At 38.4% G+C, this 21633-nt stretch carries 17 protein-coding genes; 7 read left to right on the top strand and 10 right to left on the bottom strand.

Annotated features, from left to right (window positions below; genetic code table 11):
- The first annotated feature begins 168 nt into the window (after positions 1-168).
- A complete protein-coding gene (locus tag DU508_RS08490) occupies positions 169-2433 on the top strand; it encodes an NHL domain-containing protein (protein WP_158542141.1) in 2265 nt (754 codons plus the stop codon).
- Between the two features lie 155 nt (positions 2434-2588).
- Here DU508_RS08490 and DU508_RS08485 read toward each other — a convergent pair whose 3' ends face one another.
- Entirely contained in the window at positions 2589-2975 is a 387-nt protein-coding gene (locus DU508_RS08485) for a DoxX family protein (RefSeq protein WP_115402385.1), read from the bottom strand.
- Between the two features lie 100 nt (positions 2976-3075).
- Here DU508_RS08485 and DU508_RS08480 point away from each other — a divergent pair, with 100 nt between their 5' ends.
- Entirely contained in the window at positions 3076-3465 is a 390-nt protein-coding gene (locus tag DU508_RS08480; RefSeq protein ID WP_115402384.1) for a winged helix-turn-helix transcriptional regulator, read from the top strand.
- Positions 3466-3548: 83 nt separating this feature from the next.
- Here the strand turns inward: DU508_RS08480 and DU508_RS08475 are convergent, their stop codons facing one another.
- Complete coding sequence (locus DU508_RS08475; RefSeq protein ID WP_115402383.1) at positions 3549-4649, bottom strand: serine hydrolase domain-containing protein; 1101 nt, start codon at positions 4647-4649, stop codon at positions 3549-3551.
- Positions 4650-4741: 92 nt separating this feature from the next.
- Here DU508_RS08475 and DU508_RS23970 point away from each other — a divergent pair, with 92 nt between their 5' ends.
- Positions 4742-5275 (top strand): hypothetical protein, encoded by a 534-nt coding sequence (locus tag DU508_RS23970; RefSeq protein ID WP_199562673.1) that lies wholly within the window; start codon positions 4742-4744, stop codon positions 5273-5275.
- 339 nt (positions 5276-5614) lie between these two features.
- Here the strand turns inward: DU508_RS23970 and DU508_RS08465 are convergent, their stop codons facing one another.
- The 6 genes from DU508_RS08465 to DU508_RS08440 all read right to left on the bottom strand — a co-directional run bounded on the left by DU508_RS08465 (position 5615) and on the right by DU508_RS08440 (position 15189).
- Positions 5615-6499 (bottom strand): glycoside hydrolase family 16 protein, encoded by an 885-nt coding sequence (locus tag DU508_RS08465; RefSeq protein ID WP_115402382.1) that lies wholly within the window; start codon positions 6497-6499, stop codon positions 5615-5617.
- Between the two features lie 60 nt (positions 6500-6559).
- Positions 6560-7963, bottom strand: coding sequence for a PKD domain-containing protein (locus tag DU508_RS08460; protein WP_115402381.1), 1404 nt, complete (start codon positions 7961-7963; stop codon positions 6560-6562).
- 11 nt (positions 7964-7974) lie between these two features.
- Positions 7975-9483 (bottom strand): RagB/SusD family nutrient uptake outer membrane protein, encoded by a 1509-nt coding sequence (locus DU508_RS08455; protein WP_115402380.1) that lies wholly within the window; start codon positions 9481-9483, stop codon positions 7975-7977.
- 77 nt (positions 9484-9560) lie between these two features.
- The gene (locus tag DU508_RS08450; protein WP_233509426.1) at positions 9561-12917 is read right to left on the bottom strand and encodes a TonB-dependent receptor; all 3357 of its coding nucleotides are present in this window, start codon (positions 12915-12917) and stop codon (positions 9561-9563) included.
- A 211-nt stretch (positions 12918-13128) separates the two neighbouring features.
- Positions 13129-14304 (bottom strand): FecR family protein, encoded by a 1176-nt coding sequence (locus DU508_RS08445; RefSeq protein WP_115402378.1) that lies wholly within the window; start codon positions 14302-14304, stop codon positions 13129-13131.
- A gap of 306 nt (positions 14305-14610) precedes the next feature.
- Positions 14611-15189, bottom strand: a complete 579-nt coding sequence (locus DU508_RS08440) for an RNA polymerase sigma factor (protein WP_115402377.1) — start codon at positions 15187-15189, stop codon at positions 14611-14613.
- Between the two features lie 173 nt (positions 15190-15362).
- Between DU508_RS08440 and DU508_RS08435 the strand changes: the two genes are divergently transcribed.
- The 3 genes from DU508_RS08435 (at position 15363) to DU508_RS08425 (ending at position 18442) form a co-directional block, all read left to right on the top strand.
- Positions 15363-15665: an ArsR/SmtB family transcription factor gene (locus tag DU508_RS08435; RefSeq protein WP_115402376.1), complete on the top strand. Its 303-nt coding sequence runs from the start codon at positions 15363-15365 to the stop codon at positions 15663-15665.
- Positions 15666-15678: 13 nt separating this feature from the next.
- Positions 15679-16779, top strand: coding sequence for an NADH:flavin oxidoreductase (locus DU508_RS08430; protein ID WP_115402375.1), 1101 nt, complete (start codon positions 15679-15681; stop codon positions 16777-16779).
- Between the two features lie 772 nt (positions 16780-17551).
- Entirely contained in the window at positions 17552-18442 is an 891-nt protein-coding gene (locus DU508_RS08425; RefSeq protein ID WP_115402374.1) for a pirin family protein, read from the top strand.
- 14 nt (positions 18443-18456) lie between these two features.
- Here DU508_RS08425 and DU508_RS08420 read toward each other — a convergent pair whose 3' ends face one another.
- Both DU508_RS08420 and greA read right to left on the bottom strand, forming a co-directional pair.
- Positions 18457-18855, bottom strand: a complete 399-nt coding sequence (locus DU508_RS08420; protein WP_115402373.1) for an HIT family protein — start codon at positions 18853-18855, stop codon at positions 18457-18459.
- 84 nt (positions 18856-18939) lie between these two features.
- The gene (gene greA, locus DU508_RS08415) at positions 18940-19413 is read right to left on the bottom strand and encodes a transcription elongation factor GreA (protein WP_010603520.1); all 474 of its coding nucleotides are present in this window, start codon (positions 19411-19413) and stop codon (positions 18940-18942) included.
- Between the two features lie 300 nt (positions 19414-19713).
- Here greA and DU508_RS08410 point away from each other — a divergent pair, with 300 nt between their 5' ends.
- A complete protein-coding gene (locus DU508_RS08410) occupies positions 19714-21594 on the top strand; it encodes a M1 family metallopeptidase (protein WP_115402372.1) in 1881 nt (626 codons plus the stop codon).
- The last annotated feature ends 39 nt before the right edge of the window (positions 21595-21633 follow it).

Below are 21633 nucleotides of genomic sequence, written 5' to 3'. Positions count from 1 at the left end.
CAAGTTTAGGGGTTAATTGCGACTAATGTTATAATTTTCATTTGACTCCCGGATTCTAGTACAATACAACCTTAAAGCTAGCACATTCTAATTATATGAAAAAAAATAAAGCTTCCATGGCTCGATATTTTATGTATTTTTATGACGAAATTTTGCTCATCCAAAAAAGTGACCAACCAAATAACGCCTTACAGACTTCTGTTTTTATCCCTGTTAATCTTAGTTTTTAAGGATTCATTTTCCCAGGCCCCGAAAATCAGTTACGCAACACCACAAACGTATGTTGCCGGAACTGTGATCAGCCCTTTACTTCCTTCTCATTCGGGTGGTGAAGTACCTGCAAATATCTATCAACAAGTTACCACATTTGCCGGGAGCGGAACAGCATCTTCCTATAATGGCATTGGCTTAAACTCAGGTTTTAATATGCCATCAGGTATTGGAACCGATTTGCAAAGCAATGTATATGTTTGCGATTACGGTAGCGGAACAGTTAGAAAAATCACACCCTCCGCTCAAGTCAGCACGATTGGCTATGTGGGTACGCCAACAGGACTAACAGCTGATGCTGATGGCAATACCTATATCTCAAGTTTTGATAATCAAAGTATCCATAAAATAAATACAGCAGGAGTAAATAGCATATTCGTAGGAACAGCAGGAGGATTCAATAGCCCGGGCGGACTCAATTTCGACTTATCTGGCAATCTGTATCTAGCTGATCAGAAAAACAATAAAATTCGAAAAATAACTTCAAACGGCACCGTTTCTACAGTTGCAGGCACCGGTGCCGCAGGTAACTTAGATGGGAATGCATTAATATCAACGTTCAACAATCCAGACGGTGTTGCAGTGGATCGGTCTGGGAATGTATTTGTTGCAGATGCAGGGAACAACAAAATCAGAAAAATTTCTCCCGCAGGAATTGTTAGCACATTTGCAGGAGATGGTGTTGCCGGAAATACAGATGGCATAGGTATAAACGCAAGATTATATTATCCCACGGGTATTACCATCGACCCATTGGATAATTTATATGTAGCTGATTACCGGAATAATAAAATTCGAAAAATTACTCCTGACGGAGAAGTTACAACGCTTGCCGGAAATGGCACTCAGGGAAACTTAAATGGCATTGGAACAAATAGTAGTTTTAATGGCCCCATCATGCTAGCATTTGATGTGTCAGGAAATCTCTATGTAACAGATTTTCTAAATAATCTTATTAGAAAAATTTCGCTGACAGGATATACAATTGATAAAACACTTCCTGCAGGACTAACTTTTGATCCAAGAACAGGAATAATCACAGGTACGCCGACAGCAGCTTCTCCCGCCAGAGCCTATACAATTACCGCTTACAATCTTTTAGGCAGTAGTTCTGCCATGGTTACCATTCAAACTACTTTACCCAGCGATATCGTTTTCCCGGAATTACCTGCAAAAACCATTTGCGATCTGGATTTTGAACCAGGCGCTACAAGCGGACTTCCTATTACTTATACCAGTTCCAGTACACAGGTTGCAGAAATCATCAATGGATTAATACACATTACAGGAGCCGGTACTAGTACCATTACGGCAACAAATGGAATAGAAACCGCGAGCCAGACCTTAATTGTTTCTGGCTTTCAAAGGCCGTTCGCTGTGATTAATGCTGATGCTACCAGAGCTTGCGAGGGAATGAAAATTACGTTTAAAGCAACTACCGATAATACTGGAGATAATCCGACCTATGTTTGGATGATTAACGGGGAGGAAATTGTTAACGATGATCCCGTTTTCAGCAGTACATCATTTAATGACGGAGATCTGGTTACCCTTAAAATCATTAACAATGATTATTGTGTTCCGGTTATTTCGAACACATCAAACATTATCAGATTGACCATTTTACCCGATGCCGTCACTGCTGTAAAAATTGAAACCTCATCACCGGAAGCAATTTGCGCCGGCAAACCAATAACTTTTACCGCTAAGCCAGAAAATGTACAGGGTAATGCCACCTACCGTTGGTTTGTGAATTCGCAAGAATTAAATACGATGGGATACGGTTCGATCACACTTACTAATTTAAATGATGGAGATGAGGTATCCTGCATGATGCAAAGCACTAACTTGTGCGTTTCTAACCGGATTGCTTATTCCAATGTGATTAAAGCTTTGATCAGAAATGATTGCGAAATCAATGCTCCAAATTCTTTTAGTCCAAATGGAGATGGAATTAACGACTACTGGAAAGTCTTAAGTGTTGGCGTTAAAGATATAGTAAGGGTTTTTAACAGAAATGGCAGCATTGTTTATGGCGCTACCGGCTACGAAAAACCCTGGGATGGCACTTTTAACGGAAAAGCATTACCGGTTGGCGTATATTATTACCTCATAATATCAGGAAATAAAAAAATATCGGGAAGTGTTTCGATTATCAGGTAACGATTATAAATATGCCTGCGTTAATAGCTTAATTCATGGTTATTCTAACAGATTTGACCACAAAGCACACAAAGTAAGCTTAGGTTTTTGCAACCTATGTCAATCTCTCTGTAATACTCTGTGGAATCTCTTTGCGTCCCTTATGATTTAAAGCCCTAAATCTGGTTAACGCTGACTACAGTTTTCGATTTACGATAAGTGAAATACGACAGGGCCAGCACTAACAAAAATACGATTGGACCTATCTGATTACTAACAGGATCACCGGATGCAGCATGAGCGATAAAAGCAGAAATAAAGGTAATAGCAAAACCAGCATAAGCCCATTCCTTTATCTGACCTTTAATTGGAGCTATCAGGATAATTGCACCTAAAAGTTTTGCTATGCCTAATTCTATCCTAAAGTAATCGGAGAAACCCAGGTGCTGGAAACCTTGCTTAACTTCAGGATTAGTAAAATAGGAATAAGCAGAAAAAATCATCATCAACGAAATTAAAGAAGTTGAGATCCAATAAATAATTTTGATTGTTTTTGTGTTCATGTTATTTTTTTGATGCAAATTTATTTACTTTTACTATCCAAAAGATACTACTTTCCCAAAGGATAGCAGTATCCTTTGGGAAAGCTTTTAATTTTGTATTATGGCATTTAGAAAAGAAAATCATACCAAGGAAACCTGTAACGCAAGTTTAAATGCGGTAAAAGATGCACTTTATGTTTTAAATGGCAAGTGGAAGTTGCCGCTGATTATCAGCCTGCAAGATGGTCCGAAGCGTTTTAACGAAATCCAAAAATCTTTAGGTGAAATTACGCCTAAAATCTTATCGAAAGAGTTAAAAGATTTAGAGCTGAATGAGTTTGTGATTCGCAAGGTATTTTCTACCACACCTGTAACCGTAACGTATGAATTAACTGAATATAGTGGTTCGCTGGATAAGGTTATTGATGAATTGCGGAACTGGGGCTTACAACATCGTGAAAGGTTGGTGGCGCATAGAAAGGCTGGGGTTCTGGAAGAAGCAGAAGTTTAGCGCTACCCGGTCATTTCAACCGAAGATTGTACATAAGCCAAAACTTTCAATAAACTGATCATTTAAATGATTTTGTGTGATTTCTATTTCAAAGCCTCATCCACTAATTTTTTAAGTTCCACATAATATTCATGTCTTCCTCTGTTGTTTAAATAAAATGCCATTAAAAATCCGGCTGTTTTCTTTTGATTATCTATCCAGGGGAAACTTCCAAATAAACCAGGGCTGGTAACTGCGTTGCCTGGATTGTTTCCTATACCTTTATCCATTATCCACTCTCCATAGCCATAACCAAAACCACCAGCTTCAGTCGGGACATAAGCCACTGTCACATAAGCTGTTATGCGATTAACCTGCATTTGGTTAATGCTGTTTTCTGATAAAATTCTTTTCCCATTGAACATTCCTTTATTCACGAGCATAACCAGTAAGTTCATGTAATCGCTTGGTGTACTACTTGCTCCACCTGCTGGCAAAGCAACTTTTCCTTTACCAAAATCAGTGTTCTTCATATCCAGGGGTTGTGCAATCCGTTCAGCAAATAAGGTTTCAAAACTTTTACCGCTAATTTTTTCGATAACTGCTCCGGCAATTTGTAATCCGGTATTGCTATATCTGAAAACTTTTCCGGGTTTTCCTTCCACGGGCAATGCAGCAATTTGTGCAATCGCCTGATCCATGCTATTGGTGTTTTGCATTTCGTTTAAACTTTCAATTAATGGCGGAGCCTTAATTCCGGTCAAATGCGATAAACACTGACTAATGGTAATGTTGCCTTTCCCCGCCTGGGAAAGTACAGGAAGATATTTTCCAACCGTGTCGTCCAGTTTCAGTTTGCCTTCATCAACAAATGTCATAACCAAGGCTGCACTCAGCCATTTGCTGCAACTTGCAATTTGTTGTTGAGTAGATGCAGTATATGCACTCAAATCTGCAGTTTTACCCTGTAACCTGGCAAAATAATTGACCACTGATTTGTTTTTAAAATCCATTTTGCTCTCGCCATGGCTGTAAACTATTTTACCATCTTTATAAACCATGAGATATACTCTTCCTCCCATCACATCAGTATGATCTGCGAGCCAGGCATCCACTTTAGAAAAGTTTGGTTGCGCCTTTAAGCTGATTGTACTTATTAAGACCGATAAAAAAAACAGCTTGATTTTGAGCTTGAAATGTTTCATAACCCTGTGACAATTGAAAGTAAAAAAAGTTTAAATTTTCGTATTTACATGATTGTCTGTAATATCGGCTATCTTTGCCGAAAACAAAAGCGATGGCGGTATTACATAAAAAAGAAGAAAAAATTCAGGCAGTGCTGGGTAGGTTGCCTAAAAAATATACAGACGAACAATTTATAGAAATGTTTATCAGGCTTTACTCTAAAGATTGGGGCAAAATTAAATCAGCCTACATTAAACAATCTCAAGATAAAGAACCGGGTACTATCATTAATATGCCTAAACCTGATGTTTATTTAAAGCAGATTCTGGCCATTTATTTACAAAATGAAGAAACAACAAAAGCTGCTGATACCAAAGAAGAAATTGTTGCAGAAACCACAGTGGCCGAAGTTAAAAAAACTAAAGCACCTGTAAAGAAAAAAGCTGAAGTTAAAGAAGAAGTTCCTGCTGAACCTAAAAAAGCAAAAACACCTGCTAAAAAGAAAACGGAAGTTGTTGAAGAACCTGCTGCCGAAGTTAAGAAAACCAAGGCTCCCGTTAAGAAAAAAGCAGAAGTTGGAGAAGAGACTCCTGCTATAGAAAAGAAAGCTAAAGCACCTGTAAAGAAATCGGCAGCAAAAAAATAAAAATATTTTTAGCCCGATATAATAAATCGCTTTTTTGGTTTTTTATATATATGAGAGCGTTAATTTAGATGACGGGGATAGGTCGGTATGATTTATCCCCGTTCTTTTTTGAGGAAGATTTTATTCTGTAACTCTTTATGCTAATCTATGGCGAAGCGAATAGCTATGAAATAAATTTATTTTAAAAGGAGGGTTGATCTCCAACGGTCTTGCTACTTGGCGGTCTGCATCTTTTGCTATAAACCTTCAATCCAGAAACTTCGGGACAGATCCACGACCATCAATAGCAAAAAAAGCCGCCAGTTTCCTGGCGACTTTAACAATCAAACTTAACCTTAATTATTTATCTATCATTTTATAATAGCGTACATAATCTACTTCCATTTTTTGTGGCCAGATAGAGGTGTCCACTCCTTGCGCACCACCCCAATCTCCACCAACAGCAATATTTAAAAGCAGGTGGAAACGTTTATCAAAAGGCCATACTTTGTAGCCAGTACCTTCATTCGCAAATTCGAAAACTTTAACATCATCAAAATACCCACGAATGGCATATGGGGTCCAGTCTACACGATAAAGATGAAAAGCTGTACTTACACCATCAATTCTCTTCATGCTTGATTTTTGCGTATTGATTTTGAAATAATAAGCTTCGGTGTGTGTGGTAAAATGAACCACATCCTGATCATAGCCAACATGTTCCATAATATCGATTTCGCCCGATTTTGGCCAATCTCCATAAAAACGATCAGTGGGCAACATCCATATTGCAGGCCAGGTTCCTTTTCCGAAAGGCAGTTTTGCTTTAATTTCGAAACGGCCATACAAAGCATCTAGTTTGTTTCTGGTAACCAATCTGGCAGAAGAATACTCACGGCCGCCCATGTTTTCTTTTTTAGCGGTAATCGTCAAAATGCCATTGGCAACGCTGGCATTGTTAGTGGTGTTGGTATAAAACTGCAATTCATTATTCCCCCAACCGCTGCCTCCAGTATCATAATCCCAGTTGCTGGTTAATGGTGCACCTGTATTGGTAAATTCGTCAGCCCAGGTTGGAGTAGTCTCAAACGTCCATCCTTTATCAACAGGTGGTCCTGCAGGTACAGGGGGAACATAAACCAATCCATCATCATCTGTTTTTTTTGAACAGGAACTCAATCCGATTACTGCAATTGCAACTGCTGCAAAAATCTGTCTTTTAAAATACTTCGTTGAACTTTTCATAGTATAAATGTTTAAAAGATCAGTTAGTCGTGTAGCCTGCCAACTGATCTTGAAGCAATTTTATTTGAACTCAAAATCGTCCAGATAGAATATGCCTGGGTTTGGATGACCTTCGCCCCCTAACTGAACAACAATTTTATCGTAAAGGGTTTGGTCACTAATTCCGGCAAAATCAAACTCTAACTGTACCCAGGTATTGTATTGAGCTACTGAAATGGTTTTAACAATTTCGGTTTGTGTTTGCCATGCATTACCGCCCAACAACGAATTTTGTAACTTAACAGAAACTGTTGCTGCTGTTTTGGTAAAATCATTTCCGCTTGGGAAGAAAACTTTTAATCTGATTTTGTTTGTTGTAGCTAAATTAAAGCGGTAAGGCAGGGTTACATTTAAGTTTCCGTACTGGCCATCATCACCTGTTCTTTTTTCATAGTAACCAACTTTTGCCGATGTATTTACAGGAAACTTAGCCGGGTTATCGTAAGAGTTAACGAAGTCGATGTTTTCGGCCGTCCAGGTAAAATTGGCAGTTGCCTGAAAATCATCACTTAAATTGGCGGCCTGCAAAGGTTTTTGAACAACTGGCCTCACATATCCTTTTTTTATCAATTTCAGGTACCAGGCATTGCCAGCGTTAGCTTTATCTAAACAACGTAACCACATTTCATTTTCGTTAAGCGATAAAATCTGATATTGAGATACACCCAAATAATAGCTAATAAAACCTCCACCTGAGATGGTAATGTATTTAACACCATTATTTTCAGTCACCAGCCAAGTTAAGTTAGTTGGCGGCGTATAATTTACAGTCGGGTCATCTGAACCTGCCGGCCCACCTATACCTGGAGCATTGGCAGCATTTGCGAAAGTTGTTCCTTTATTATCATAGGTATATTTTAACCCGTTCATGTTAAAAGTCATTTCGTCGTCGTAAAATCCATTTCCATTTTTTTCATCCGGACCAGCCTGATACCAATTCGGTTCCATCAGCCCGATTTCTCCAACGCCCAAATGCCCCGGAGATTTCTGATCAATTACCCAGGTAAAACCTGCAGCGTTTGATAAACCACCAGATAAAATTTCAAAGGCCGGATCGGTTAACATTGCTGGATTGGTGGCTGCAATAACTACCGTTTTGGTGCTGGATACAGAACCGCCGGCAGTTGCAATTGTTAATGTAACAGTATATGTCCCTGCTAATGGATACGATGCCGTAACAGTGTTTCCATCTCCGGTTGCGCCATTACCAAAATCCCAAAGGGCTTTAAAACCCGGAGATTGATTGACCAGGGTAAGCACATTTGCATTGGTAGGACTTGGCGTTACGGTAAACTGTACCTGATCTGCTGTTGGTGCAGCATCCAGATCTTTAGTGGTATTTTCTTTTTTGCAAGCACTGAAGCTTAGCACAAGCAGCAGGCTTAAAAAACCAGCTGTTTGTTTTATGATATAATTTAATTTCATGATATATCTAATTAATTATAGCCCGGATTTTGTTTAATTACCCCTTTAGTTAAATCAATTTCTTGTTGAGGAACTGGTAACCATTCGCTTTTTCCAGCTTTGAAACCTACCGGCCCTAAAACAGCAACTGCTCTGCCACTACGAACCAAATCAAAAAAACGATGTCCTTCAAAAGCCAGTTCCAAACGGCGCTCATTATAAATATTATCAAGTGTTGCAGGTAACGGGGCTAAACCAACTCTGGCCCTTACCGCCGTTAATAATTCCAAAGCACGGGTTGCATTGCCTCCTGATCTTACCAAAGCCTCAGCTTCCATTAAATAAGTATCGGCTAAACGCATTTCAATTTCATCAATAGGCCAGTTTAATTCTGCTGTACCACTGTTTGAACGATATGCTTTTAACGGTGCATATTTTTTAATGAAGTAATCGGTATTTTGATAACGGGCATTATACGTAGCACCTCCTGCTTTCAGTGCAGCACCATCAATAATCGATGCCTCAAAACGCGGATCAGCTTTCATTACATTAACCAGATCCAGTGTTACCGGACAGAAACCCCATCCGGCAGAATAGGTATCACCGTTATAGCTGTCCATTCCAACAAACTGAGTACCTACATTACCTTCACCACCGTTAACCCAATTCCAATCGCCCCATGCGGCTAAAGTGGAGTGAGGAATTTCGAGGATAACCTCAGCATTAAACTTATTATCCGGTTTAAAAATATCTGCATAATTTGGAAGCAAAGAATAACCATATTCATTGCCTGTTCTATTTACATCGTTAAATAAAGTAGCCGCCTCAGCCATTTTTGTATTATCATTTTGGAAAAGCAATACCTTGCCCAGTAATGCTTTTGCAGCACCTCTAGTAATACGGCCTTTTTCATTTGTAGCCACAGTGGGCGGCAAATCTGGAAAAGCTTCACGCAAGTCTTTTTCTACCTGCGCATAAATTGCAGCAGGTGCCGATTGCGTTTGAGTATAAAGCTCTGCTGTTGGAATGATCTTCGTAATTAGGGGAACGTTACCAAAAAACCTTACCAGATCGAAATAAAAATAGGCCCTTAAAAATTTGGCTTCTGCTGTTACTCTCGATTTAAACGCAGCACTTAAAGTGGTTGCTTTTTCAATTTTCTCTAAAATGATATTGGCACGATTTACACCGGTAAAGTTCTTAGACCATAAACCAACTTGCGGACCTAATCTTGAATCCATGTTAAAGTTATCGTAAGCCACCCATCCAGGTTGATCGGAAGCGTTACCACCCCCTGCCCAGCAATCATCAGAAGCAGCACTCAGCAACGGCTGTTTCATGGTATAACCGCCGCTTGTTCCCCATTGCATTACATCATAAACAGCAATTAAGCCCTGGTAAACTTCGGTTTCATTGCGATAGAAATTTTCTTCTGTCGCCGTTCCTTTTGGTGTTAATTCCAAAAAGTCTTTTTTGCAGGAAACCGTTAACTGTATCATTGCCAGTATGGCAATAGAATATTTTATATGTTTAATTTTCATCGTCGTGTATATTTTAAATTGTGATGAAGCGATCATGATTAATCCGTTCACAATCACAATGGCACATCTCTGTATTATTAAAATCCAACATTTACACCTACAAAAAATGACCTCGCTTGTGGATAGAAGCCACGATCAACGCCTAAACTTCCGCCACCAATTTCCGGATCGTAACCCGTGTATTTGGTTAATGTGAAAAGGTTGTTCGCCATTACATAAAACTTCAGGTTATCCAGCCCAACTTTATTGATCAATGTTTTTGGCAATGTGTAACCCAACTGAATGTTTTTCAATCTGAAATAAGCACCGCTCTCTAAAAATAAACTCGAAACACGGCTGTAGTTTTTGTTGTCATCGGCTAACGTAGCACGAGGTACCACATTGCTCGTTCCTTCGCCAGTCCATCTGTTTAAAATGGTTGTAGTGTAGTTAGATGGGCTTAAATCAAATCTTCTTAAACCATTAAAAATCATATTTCCCGAAACACCCTGGCCAAAGACAGAAATATCAAAACCTTTATATTTTGCCGAGAAGGTTAAGCCGTAGGTAAAGTTTGGATTTGATCTTCCTAAGAAAGTTCTATCTGCATCGCTAATTACACCATCGCCATTTAAATCCAGAAATTTGATATCACCTGGTTTAGCATTTGGTTGAATTAAGCCACCAGCGCTGTTTTTGTAATTGTTGATTTCAGCTTGGTTTTGGAACAATCCTGCGGTTTGATAACCAAAAAATGAATCGACAGCCTGACCAACAGCAACACGGGTAACTTCTAAACCTTGAGGAGTAATCGTCTGTCTGCTTGGAAGATAATCTTTATCTGCGCCTAGCAAGGTTACTTCATTTTTAATGAATGATGCATTTCCAGCGACACGGAAGCTAAATTCTCCAACTCTTTTATTCCAGCCCAGCTCAATTTCAAAACCGCGGTTATATAAATCGGCAGTGTTTGCATACGGGCCAGTGTTACCTACGTAAGAAGGAACGATTTGTTGAAGCAGCATTCCATAGGTTTTCTTATTGAAATAACTGGTTGCCAATGTAATCCCTTCAAATAAAGTCGCATCAAAACCAAGATCGAAAGATGATGTTTCCTCCCATTTCAGATCAGGATTTGAAAGTGCATTCGGACTCACACCATTTATCAAAGTTTGACCAGATGCTGTTCCTAAAGAATAATTTCTACCGCCACTAACGGTTGCCAGATAACTGAAATCAGGAATAGCATCATTACCGTTGATACCGTACGATCCTCTAAACTTTAAGAAGGTAACAATATCATTCTTAGGCCAAAAATCTTCTCTTGATGCCACCCATCCTGCTGATGCTGAAGGGAAATAACCATATTTATTATTCGGACCAAAACGTGATGAACCATCTCTGCGAACAATACCTGTGAACAAATATTTTTCATCATAGTTGTAGATAATCCTGCCGAAAATAGAGTTCAAAGTATTTTGATACTCTCCCCCGTAAAAATCAGAATTGGTTCTGGCCACTGGGAATTGCAACGAAGCATCTTTAATATTATCTACAGGAATACCTTCTTTAATGCCGCCTTGTGTTTCGCCTTTGTTTTTCTGTGCAGAATAACCAACTAAAGCGGTAATCACATGCTTACCTATTGTTTTATCGTAGCTTAACGTATTCTCCAACGACCAGAATAAGCCCCTGTTATTGTCTCTTGTGTAAGCGGTTAAAGTAGATTGATTAATGGAGTTTAAATAGTAAATCGGGCGAAAGGATTGTCCTCCCCAAAAAGCTAAATCGACACCACCGGTACTTCTTAGTTTTAAACCTTTAATAAATTCAACCTCAGCAAAGGCATTGCCCACAACTTTATCGCTCCAGGAGTTCCCCTGAGCAACCTGTAAGGCAGCAACCGGATTTAACACCTCCGATTGTGCGTAATCAGAAATTCCATACGGAAAACCTGCAGCATTCCTAACCACCGGATTGTTTAAATATTTCGGCAACCCATATTTAGCCGGATCGGTTTCAACAACAGGTGTAATCGGATCCATGTTAATTGCTCTGCTCAATGGAGAGCCATATTCACTATTGGTACTTACACCGACAGAATTAATTCTGGTATAACCGATAGAATTACCAAACTTAATGTTTTTGGTAATTTTATGCTCGAAGTTAAACCTGGCTGTAAATCTTTTGAATTTAGAGTTTGAAGTGGCAACAATACCATCCTGATCGAAATAACTGAATGACCCATAATAGATTGATTTATCATTACCACCACTCATATTTAAATCGTGATTTTGAATCATCGCTTTATTATTGAAAACGGCATCCTGCCAATCCGTTCCTACTCCATATTGGCTTGGATTTGGAAAACGAATGGCAGTAATTCCATCTGCCAATTGCGACTCATTGTAAATGGTAGCGTATTGAGTGGCATTTAATAAATTCAACCTGGTGGATGGAGCCTGAGTACCGATGTAGTTATTATACTCGACTCTTACCCTACCTGTATTCGAACCTTTTTTAGTCGTCACAATAATTACCCCGTTAGCAGCACGGGTACCATAAATTGCAGCCGATGCCGCATCTTTTAAAACCTCTATTGATTCAATATCCGATTGATTGAGGTATTCGATACCACCGTAAATTACCACACCATCCACCACGTATAATGGATTGGCATTGTTAATATTCGCTGTACCCCGAATCCTGATGGTTCCGCCATCACCTGGCTGTCCGGAACTGGTTGTAACCGTAACACCAGATGCTCTGCCCTGTAGCGATTGCTCAATTCTAACCACAGGCATATCTTTTAAATCGGTGGCTTTTACAGAAGCAATTGCTCCGGTTACCACACTTTTTTTCTGAGTGCCATAACCAATTACAACAGCATCAGCCAGTAAACCCGCCTGAGGTGTTAATTTAATGGTCAGTCCATTTGCAGCAGTAACTTCTTTGTTTTCGTAACCGATGTATGAAACCACTAAAGTTGCTCCCTCAGTTACATCTTTAAGGATGAATGTACCTGTTTCATCCGTAACAGCGCCAAGGTTTGAACCTTTAACTTTAACGCTGGCCCCTGCCATTGGTTGGTCGTTTTCATCCACAACCCTGCCTCTTATATCAACAAAAGACCTTATCATTAATGGAGTTCCCTCAGTTGCTTTGCGATGAATGATGATGGTGTTATTTTTTATCGTATAACCTAAAGGTTGTTCACTAAAAATTTGCTTTAAAGCTTCTTTAATGTCAGTATTCCTGATTTCGATGGTAACAGGTTTTGCCTCTTTCAACAGATCAAGGTCATACAAAAAGTTATAACCCACACTTTTATTTAACTTGCGAAAAACTTTGAGTAGCGTTGTATTCTTTTCTGATAATGTTACGTTTTGTGCATTTGCAGCTCCGTAACTGAGCTGTAGAAACGAAGTGATTAGCAAGACAAAAGTCAATTTCATAATCAACAGAAATTTAAACAGGCGCCCTTTAGGTTGGGGCAACCATTCAGTATAAAAATTCATATATTTGGTTATTAGGTTTAAAATAGTTGTATCTCACATTTTTACGATTAGAATAAAGCCTTGTTATGGCCGGGAGCGTTGCCGCGCTTCCGGTTTTTTAGTTAGGCACCATTCTAAAATCATCAAAGTCTGATGAAGAAAGTATAGGTTATGGCATAACTAAAATCCTCCTTCCTTCTATTTTAAAACGCACCGCTCCTGTGGTTTGAAGCATATCTAAAACCTCATTTACGCTATTAAACCGCGATATACGGCCGCCAAAAGTTTTGTTTATTTTATTTCCCGTATAGTCAACATCAACACTGTACCAACGGGAAATTTTATTCATTATGGTTTCTAAATTCTCTTCATTAAAGCTAAAAAAGCCGTCTTTCCAGGTTACAGATTCCTCTGCATCAACAGCCGTAATCAGAACTGCCGGAGATGAAGGGCTAATGATGGATTGCTGTCCAGGTTTTAACAAGCCCGTGGTGTTCGATTGTAAATTTTTAATTTTAATACTTCCCTCAAGCAATGTGGTTTTATTACTTGGCTCATTATGGTAAGCATTGATATTGAAATGAGTGCCTAAAACTTCCACTTCCTGGTTTCTGCCGCCACCCAATTCTGTTTTAACTTTAAAGGGTACGCGTGAACCATTTTTGTTCAACCGTTTTGCCACTTCAAAATAAGCTTCGCCCTTAAGCTCAACCATTCTTTGTGCGTCATCAAATGCAGCCGGATAGCGCAAAGAAGATTCGGCATTCAGCCAAACTTTAGTTCCATCCGGAAGATTAATTTGATATTGCCCGCCACGAGGGGTTTCAATGGTATTATAAAGATCTTTTTTAAGATCGGATGCCGCAGCGACAGTATAAATCAGTTCGCCATCATTTGTTTTAGTAATGTTAATCCCAGCCTGTTTTGCAATTACACCGTCAGTAGCATCAGTAAGTGAAATTTTAGAGCCATCACCCAATGTTAAAGTAGCTTTGTTTCCTCCGGGTTGGATAATTTTATCCTGGGTTTTACTAATTTGTTGCTTCGTGTTAAGCTGTTTTTCGAGTTGTTTATTAATCACAAAACCAATAAAGAAAAGCACAACTGCAGCCGCAGCCAATTTAGGCCACAAAATATTTTTTCTATCTGAATTTATTTCCGTCTCTTCCTGAATTGCATTCCAGATTTGCTTACGGGCATCGATCAATTCTACATGATCTACATCAGCAATTTTGTTTGAAAGTTCACGCAAATGCCATGATTCTACTAAAGCTTTCTCTTCTTCAGTACAAAGTCCATTTCTGTATCTTTCTAAAAGTTTTTCAACTTCGTCTTTACTCATCATTTCAAAATATTTGGCTAATTAAATACATGTAGGTTAAGTGACACCCAGGTAGTAGATGAAGTGAAAATATTTTTTATTTTTTTTTAGTTTTCCGGAGTTGACAACTTTAATCGCAAGATGGAAATAAAGTTATCAACTCTAAACCTCACATTAAAAATTAGGCTGGCGGGCTGTTTTTGCAAGTGCTAACCTGTATGGCATGAAATGCTTACTTTCATAAAATTTGGTTAGCTGGCAGTTTTTGTCAGTGCGAACTTTGTAAGGGTTCTTAACAGCGTTCAAAATGATAAAAGGTAAAAGAAAAGATCAACGTAACAACAAAATAACTGCAAGCATTAAAAACGATGTCAATTTCAAGCGCAAAACCTTTAACGCATTGCTCATTTGCTTTTTCACTGTTTTATCAGAAAGATGAAGAATCTCAGCAATTTCTTTTTGAGTTAAATGTTGCTGACGGCTCATTTCGAAAATTATTCGCATTTTTGGAGGTAATAATGCCACTTCTTTTTCTATCAACGAGGCAAACTCACGTTCACGAATGTAATCATCAGTAACGTAATCTCCTTTGTGTGAAAAATCTTCCAATGATTGCAAATAGTTCGATCTGGATTTATTTTTATCTAACCAATCGAAAATTTTGTAGCGTACGGCAGTGTATAAGTAAGCAGATAATTGATTTTTGATTTGAATATTTGGATTGCTCCACAGATAAACGAAAATCTCCTGAACAATATCTCTGGCATCTTCCCTGTCAGGAATCATTTTGCACGCATAAATGTATAACAAACCATTAAAGCGCTCGTAGATTTCTTCGAAAGCATGCTTGTCTCCATCCTGCATAAGGATGAAAAGTTCGTGATCAGTTAATGATTTATAAGTAGACATTTGGTTAGAATGATTAAACGAATGTAAGAAATTGTTTAAGTTAAATCCTAACAAAATTTACATTAACAGGTTTTATTTAAAACGTTTTATTAACGTTTATACGGTTTTTCACAATATTGTAAACTTTGATTTCATGATTGGCATATCGGGAAAAGTCGATATATATTTGCGTTATGGATCAAGTAGAAATTTTTAAGGCCTTATCAAATAAAACCCGTTTACAAATTTTAACATGGTTGAAAGAACCCGCTGAAAATTTCCCTGAACAACCAAATGCAGATTTTGAAAATGTTGGTGTTTGTGTTGGTCAAATTCAAATAAAGGCTGGTTTATCTCAAAGTACAATTTCCGAATACCTTTCTATTTTACAGCGTGCTGATTTAGTTTGTGCTACACGCGTTGGCCAATGGACATATTACAAACGCAACAAAGAAGGATTGGAAAAATTAACTCAAATCATCAATTCAGAATTATAAAAATTAGAAATATATGAGCACAGATAGTTTATTCAGGCCATTTAGCCTTAAAAATTTAAACATCAAAAATAGAATTGTAATGGCTCCAATGACCAGATCATTTTCTCCTGGTGGGGTTCCGACGAATGGCGTTGCAGCGTATTATGCAAAAAGAGCTGCGGGCGATGTAGGATTAATCCTATCTGAAGGAACAGTGATCAACCGTCCGTCTTCATCTGCCGATCCAAACATTCCACATTTTTATGGCGATCAGGCATTGGCTGGTTGGCAAAAAGTAATTAATGATGTTCATGCAGCAGGCGGATTAATGGGGCCGCAAATCTGGCACCAGGGTATTATGGAAAATCATGCATCTGGCTGGTTACCAGATACACCTTTTGAAGGACCATCTTCTTTTAACAAACCAGGTTTTGAAAATGGTGTACCTATGACTGATGCCGCCATTGCAGATACGATTGCCGCTTTTGGTCAGGCTGCTGCCGATGCAAAAGCATTAGGTTTTGATACGGTAGAAATCCATGGAGCACATCAATATTTAATCGATCAGTTTTTTTGGGATGCAACGAATAACCGTAAAGATATTTATGGCGGCAAGACTTTAGCAGAACGCACTCGTTTTGCAGTTGAAGTGATTAAAGAAGTACGCAAAAGAGTTGGAGCAGATTTTGCTTTAATTATTCGTTTATCGCAATTTAAACCTGCGGCTTACGATTTCAAATTAGCTAAAAATGAAACCGAAATGGAGCAATGGTTAACGCCACTGGCTGATGCCGGAATAGACATTTTCCACTGCTCACAACGTCGCTTCTGGGAACCAGAGTTTGAAGGTTCTGATTTAAACTTCGCCGGATGGGCTAAAAAAGTTACGGGTAAAGCAACAATCTCTGTTGGATCGGTCGGTTTAGATGGCGATTTCTTTGGCGCTTTTGCCGGACAAAGTTCTCAACCAAGCTCACTAGATGAGTTGGTGCGCAGAATGGAACGTGGAGATTTTGATTTAGTAGCTGTTGGTCGCCCGCTTTTAGCTGATCCAAATTGGGTAGAAAAAATCAAGAATAACCGTACTACAGAATTAAAAGGTTTCAGCAAAGAGGCCTTGATGGAATTGATATAGTTTTTCTCTTTTTCCCATATTTCAAAAAGCATCTTGAAAGAGATGCTTTTTAGTTTACTCGTCACTGCCTTTGGTTAACCAAGGGCATTTTTATTTAAAGGTGTGTTAATCACATTATGGCAACGTGTTGTCTTTAGAGAAACTAAAAACAAAATCTATAGCGTTTAATAAAGGACAGGGTAAACTTTCGTCATACGAACTGAAGAAAAGGTATGTGCGCTGGAGTGAAGCAATCTGTTTTATACTTCAGTGATAATGTAGCAAAATAGATTGCTTCGTCGTTCCTCCTCGCAATGATGATTAGGCTGACGAAGTTGCTCCAAACGCAACCCAACAAAACTTCGTAAGTCAGCCCCAATCTTTTGAAACGCTCGTCATTGCGAACTGAAGCAGAGGGCTTGCGAGGTGGTGTGAAGCAATCTTTCCAATACTGAACGATTGTGCTACAGCAAAATAGATTGGCTTTGTCGTCCCTCCTCAGCAATGACGTTGCGGGTAATGAACCCACCTCAGACATCTGAGAACACCTTAGTCATATAGCCTATATCTATTATACCCCATGATTTGTGTCTCACAGACCATTTATTGATTCGTTATGTCGCCACATACCGCATAGAAGCCCTCAACGTTTTTTGAAATAAATTTGGAATTATACTAAACCTGGAATACGAGGCACGAAGCAATCTATCTTGGAAGATTGATCCGTGCCTCGCAATGACGGCTTTTCCATAGTTTTTCCTTAAATTCACTTCTTCAAACAAGGCACAATCTTATGTCAAACATTTCACTCATTATCGAAGAACGGCCCGCAAACATTGGTAATTTCATGGTTGGCAGGTTATTACCATTTAGAGAAAAACGAATGGTTGGTCCATTTGCTTTTATTGATCACATGGGACCGGCAGCAATGAGTGATCATGAAAATTTAGATGTTCCTCCTCATCCGCACATCGGTTTATCTACCCTGACATTTCTTTTTGAAGGAGAAATTGAGCATAGGGACAGTTTAGGAACTGATGTGGTTATTAAACCCGGGCAGGTTAACTGGATGACTTCAGGAAGTGGAATTGTCCACTCTGAAAGAACTCCTGAATATCTTCGTAAAAGTGATAAAATGCTTCACGGACTTCAAATCTGGGTTGCTTTGAATAAATCTTTAGAGGAAATGGAACCTGAATTTTTCCATGTTGAGGAAACAGATATTCCTTACTGGGAACAGGATAATGTTAAAATAAAATTGATTGCCGGCGAAGCTTTTGGTAAAAAATCTCCTGTACCGGTTTACAGCCCATTGTATTTCTTAGAAGTAAAAAGCACTAGTAGGCAAAAGTTGAATATTGGAAGTAGTCTGTTTGGAGAAAGTGCACTCTATATTCTGGAAGGCGGAATTGAAAGTGAAGGGAATCTTTTTGAGCCTCGGGTAATTTTAATTGCCAATGATGCGAAGCTTTGTGAATTTACGATGTTAGAAAATACAACTGTTTATATTTTTGGAGGAGAACCCTTTCCCGAAGAAAGATTTATCTACTGGAATTTCGTAGCATCGGATAAAGAATTAATTGAGAAAGCCAAACAGAATTGGCTGGAACAAAAATTCAAACCAGTTCCTGGCGAAACTGATTTTGTTCCCTTGCCAAACCAAAATCCCTACTTAAAAAAGTAGCGTACCTCGTTAATTTATTCTTCCAGCAGCGCTTGCTTAATTTTCTCCGCAGCTTCCGCTAATTCTTCCTGGGTAGGGCTTAACTTTTCTTTGCTAAAGTTCATGTCACTTACATTATTCATTGGAATTAAGTGAATATGTGCATGTGGAACTTCCAACCCAATTACCGATACACCCACTTTCCTGCAAGGGAAAGCAACTTTTAATCCTTTAGCTACAATTTTAGCAAACATCCAGAGGCCAACATATAAATCCTCTTCCATATCAAAAATGTAATCTGTTTCAATTTTCGGGATTACCAAAACATGGCCTGCTGTTAATGGTTGCACATCTAAAAAAGCTAAATATTCTACAGTTTCTGCAACAATATGCGCCTTAATTTCTCCTGCAACAATTTTTGAAAAGATAGTCATAAAGGGGGAAGGTTTGAGATGTAAGGCAAAGGTTTTGAAAGTGGAAAGTAAAGCCTTACGCCATTTACTTTCCACCTTTTTACCTTATCTTGAAATTTCTAATACTTCGAATTGCATTTTACCTGCAGGCACTTCAATTTCGGCAAATTCGCCGACTGATTTACCTAACAAACCCTGTGCAATAGGTGATTTTACTGAAATTTTCCCTGTCTTTAAATCGGCCTCACTTTCAGCCACTAACTGATAAGTCATGGTTGCACCGTTTTTAACATTTTTAATTTTCACAATCGACAATGCCAGTACTTTCGATAAATCCAATTTAGATTCATCAATTAACCGGGCATTTGCCAGTGTATTTTTCAGTTTAGCAATTTTCGCCTCATGCAAACCCTGAGCTTCTTTAGCTGCATCATATTCTGCATTTTCCGATAAATCACCTTTATCTCTTGCCTCAGCAATTGCTTTAGATATTAGCTGACGGCCAGTGGTAGTTAGATAATGAACTTCCTCCTTTAATTTATCTAACCCCTCTTGTGTGTAGTACGTTACCTCTGTCATTGCTCTATTAAATTTTATTCAAACGCTATAAAAAACAAACAAGACTACATAGTTGGTTTGCTACATAGTCTTGCTTCAATAATAACGAAGATAAAATGTGGAAATTACAAAAGCAAATAAAAGATTAAGATTTACAGGATTTAGTGATTTCAAGATCATAAAGCAACATTCAATAATTTGCCAGCTTATCATTAAATCATCAATATGATATGCAGAAATCATCTTATTGGCAATATTCAATCGTGTATCCATTCAAAATTCAATCATTAATTTTACTTTTAGCTTAAAATTATTCAGAAAATGAAAAAGTTATTCTATCTAGCCCTGCTTATTGGCCTGGGTACCTATACTGTTTCGGCGCAAGAACTTTATATGCCACGAAACATTAAAGCAGCCTACCAAAAGGGAACACGTTCCATGACCGGTCAACCTGGCCCTAATTACTGGCAAAATCATGGCCGGTATCACATGGATATAAAAGTAGATGCTGAAACCAAAATAGTAAGTGGACAGGAAGAAATCATTTACAGCAACAATAGCAGCGATACTTTAAAAACTCTGGCCATTCGCTTTGTTAACAACCTCCACAAGCCAACTTCGCCAAGAAGTGGTGTTGTTAGCGAAGATTTTTTAACCACCGGACTAAATATTTCTTCATTTTCTGTTGATGGAGAAATTTATAAAGTGGATAGTAAAAACTGGGGAACTGTAGGTAACGTGAGATTAAAGAAACCTTTAAATCCTCAATCAAAAATAACAGTTAAGATTGATTGGGATTATCCGTTATCAAAAGAAAGTGGACGCGAAGGGCAGATTGATCCGAATTCATTTTTTGTGGCATACAGTTATCCACGCATTTCTGTTTATGATGATTACAACGGCTGGGATAGAATTCCACATACTGACAGGGCCGAGTTTTACAACGATTTTAACGATTATGTATTTTCTGTAAAAGCACCTAAAAATTATGTGGTTTATGCCACGGGCGATTTTTTGAACCCTGATGAAGTGCTTCAGGCTGAAATTGCTACCCGTTTAAAAAAATCGCACAATACGGATGAAATTATTCATATTGCCACCGAAGAAGAGTTAAAAGCCGGAAAAGTAACTGCTCAAAATGACTGGAATACCTGGAAATTTAAAGCAGATCATATTACAGATGTTACTTTTGCGCTGAGCAATCATTACGTTTGGGATGGTGGAAGTGTAATTGTAGATTCAAAAACAGGACGAAGAGCAAGTGCACAAGCTGCTTACAACCCTACAACAGGAAAAGATTTCTTAAACTCAGTAAAATATAACATTAATGCTCTGGCCTGGTTTTCAAACAACTGGCCGGGAATCCCTTATCCGTATGTAAAAACAATTGCTTTCCAGGGTTTTGCTGATATGGAATATCCAATGATGGTAAATGATTCTAATTTTGGCGATCCTGTTTTCGCTCAATTGGTTCAGGATCATGAGGTAGCACACACCTATTTCCCTTTTTATATGGGCATCAATGAAACCCGGTATGCTTATATGGACGAAGGTTGGGCAACCACTTTTGAGTATTTAATCGGCATTGCAGAACATGGCAAACAGGCTGCTGACGATTTTTATAAAAAATTCAGGGTTAATCAATACATCAACGATAAATCAGCAGAAGAAGATCAGCCTGTTATTTCGATGTCTGATCAGGTTTCTGGTGCTGGTTATGGAAATAATTCCTACGGAAAAGCATCATTATCATATCTGGCTTTAAAAGATTTACTCGGCGATGTGGTTTTCAAAAAAGCATTACACCATTATATGAACACCTGGAATGGTAAACATCCCATTCCATGGGATTATTTTAATTCGATAAATGCCGGATCGGGCCAAAACCTGAACTGGTTTTTTCAGAACTGGTTTTTTACCAATAATTATCTTGATTTAGCGATAACAAAGGTTGCCACTGTTAAAGGAAAATCAACTTTGAACATTAAAAATGTTGGTGGTTTCTCCATTCCATTTGATGTGGTAATTTCTTATGCTGATGGCAAAACTGAAACCATTCATAAAACACCAGCAGTTTGGAAAGGCAATCAGAAAGAAGTTGTTATAGCCTTAAATACAACGAAGAAGATAAAATCGATTACCCTGGATAATGGAATTTATGTAGATGCAACTCCAAAGGATAATGTTTACGAAGTAAAATAGTTTGCAGTTTTCAGTCGGCAATTTTCAATTTTACAGTTG

Origin of the sequence: Pedobacter chinensis, from assembly GCF_003339865.1 — a bacterium.
In the GTDB taxonomy this organism is placed as follows: domain Bacteria; phylum Bacteroidota; class Bacteroidia; order Sphingobacteriales; family Sphingobacteriaceae; genus Pedobacter; species Pedobacter chinensis.
The sequence above is the reverse complement of the archived record's forward strand: the minus strand, read 5'-3'. Positions and strand labels throughout refer to the sequence as shown.

Excerpts from the sequence above, each read along its gene's own strand:
- DU508_RS08485 (WP_115402385.1), bottom strand. The coding sequence starts at position 2,975 with ATGAACACAAAAACAATCAAAATTATTTATTGGATCTCAACTTCTTTA.
- DU508_RS08480 (WP_115402384.1), top strand. The coding sequence starts at position 3,076 with ATGGCATTTAGAAAAGAAAATCATACCAAGGAAACCTGTAACGCAAGT.
- DU508_RS08475 (WP_115402383.1), bottom strand. The coding sequence starts at position 4,649 with ATGAAACATTTCAAGCTCAAAATCAAGCTGTTTTTTTTATCGGTCTTA.
- DU508_RS23970 (WP_199562673.1), top strand. The coding sequence starts at position 4,742 with ATGGCGGTATTACATAAAAAAGAAGAAAAAATTCAGGCAGTGCTGGGT.
- DU508_RS08465 (WP_115402382.1), bottom strand. The coding sequence starts at position 6,499 with ATGAAAAGTTCAACGAAGTATTTTAAAAGACAGATTTTTGCAGCAGTT.
- DU508_RS08460 (WP_115402381.1), bottom strand. The coding sequence starts at position 7,963 with ATGAAATTAAATTATATCATAAAACAAACAGCTGGTTTTTTAAGCCTG.
- DU508_RS08455 (WP_115402380.1), bottom strand. The coding sequence starts at position 9,483 with ATGAAAATTAAACATATAAAATATTCTATTGCCATACTGGCAATGATA.
- DU508_RS08450 (WP_233509426.1), bottom strand. The coding sequence starts at position 12,917 with ATGAAATTGACTTTTGTCTTGCTAATCACTTCGTTTCTACAGCTCAGT.
- DU508_RS08445 (WP_115402378.1), bottom strand. The coding sequence starts at position 14,304 with ATGATGAGTAAAGACGAAGTTGAAAAACTTTTAGAAAGATACAGAAAT.
- DU508_RS08440 (WP_115402377.1), bottom strand. The coding sequence starts at position 15,189 with ATGTCTACTTATAAATCATTAACTGATCACGAACTTTTCATCCTTATG.
- DU508_RS08435 (WP_115402376.1), top strand. The coding sequence starts at position 15,363 with ATGGATCAAGTAGAAATTTTTAAGGCCTTATCAAATAAAACCCGTTTA.
- DU508_RS08430 (WP_115402375.1), top strand. The coding sequence starts at position 15,679 with ATGAGCACAGATAGTTTATTCAGGCCATTTAGCCTTAAAAATTTAAAC.
- DU508_RS08425 (WP_115402374.1), top strand. The coding sequence starts at position 17,552 with ATGTCAAACATTTCACTCATTATCGAAGAACGGCCCGCAAACATTGGT.
- DU508_RS08420 (WP_115402373.1), bottom strand. The coding sequence starts at position 18,855 with ATGACTATCTTTTCAAAAATTGTTGCAGGAGAAATTAAGGCGCATATT.
- greA (WP_010603520.1), bottom strand. The coding sequence starts at position 19,413 with ATGACAGAGGTAACGTACTACACACAAGAGGGGTTAGATAAATTAAAG.
- DU508_RS08410 (WP_115402372.1), top strand. The coding sequence starts at position 19,714 with ATGAAAAAGTTATTCTATCTAGCCCTGCTTATTGGCCTGGGTACCTAT.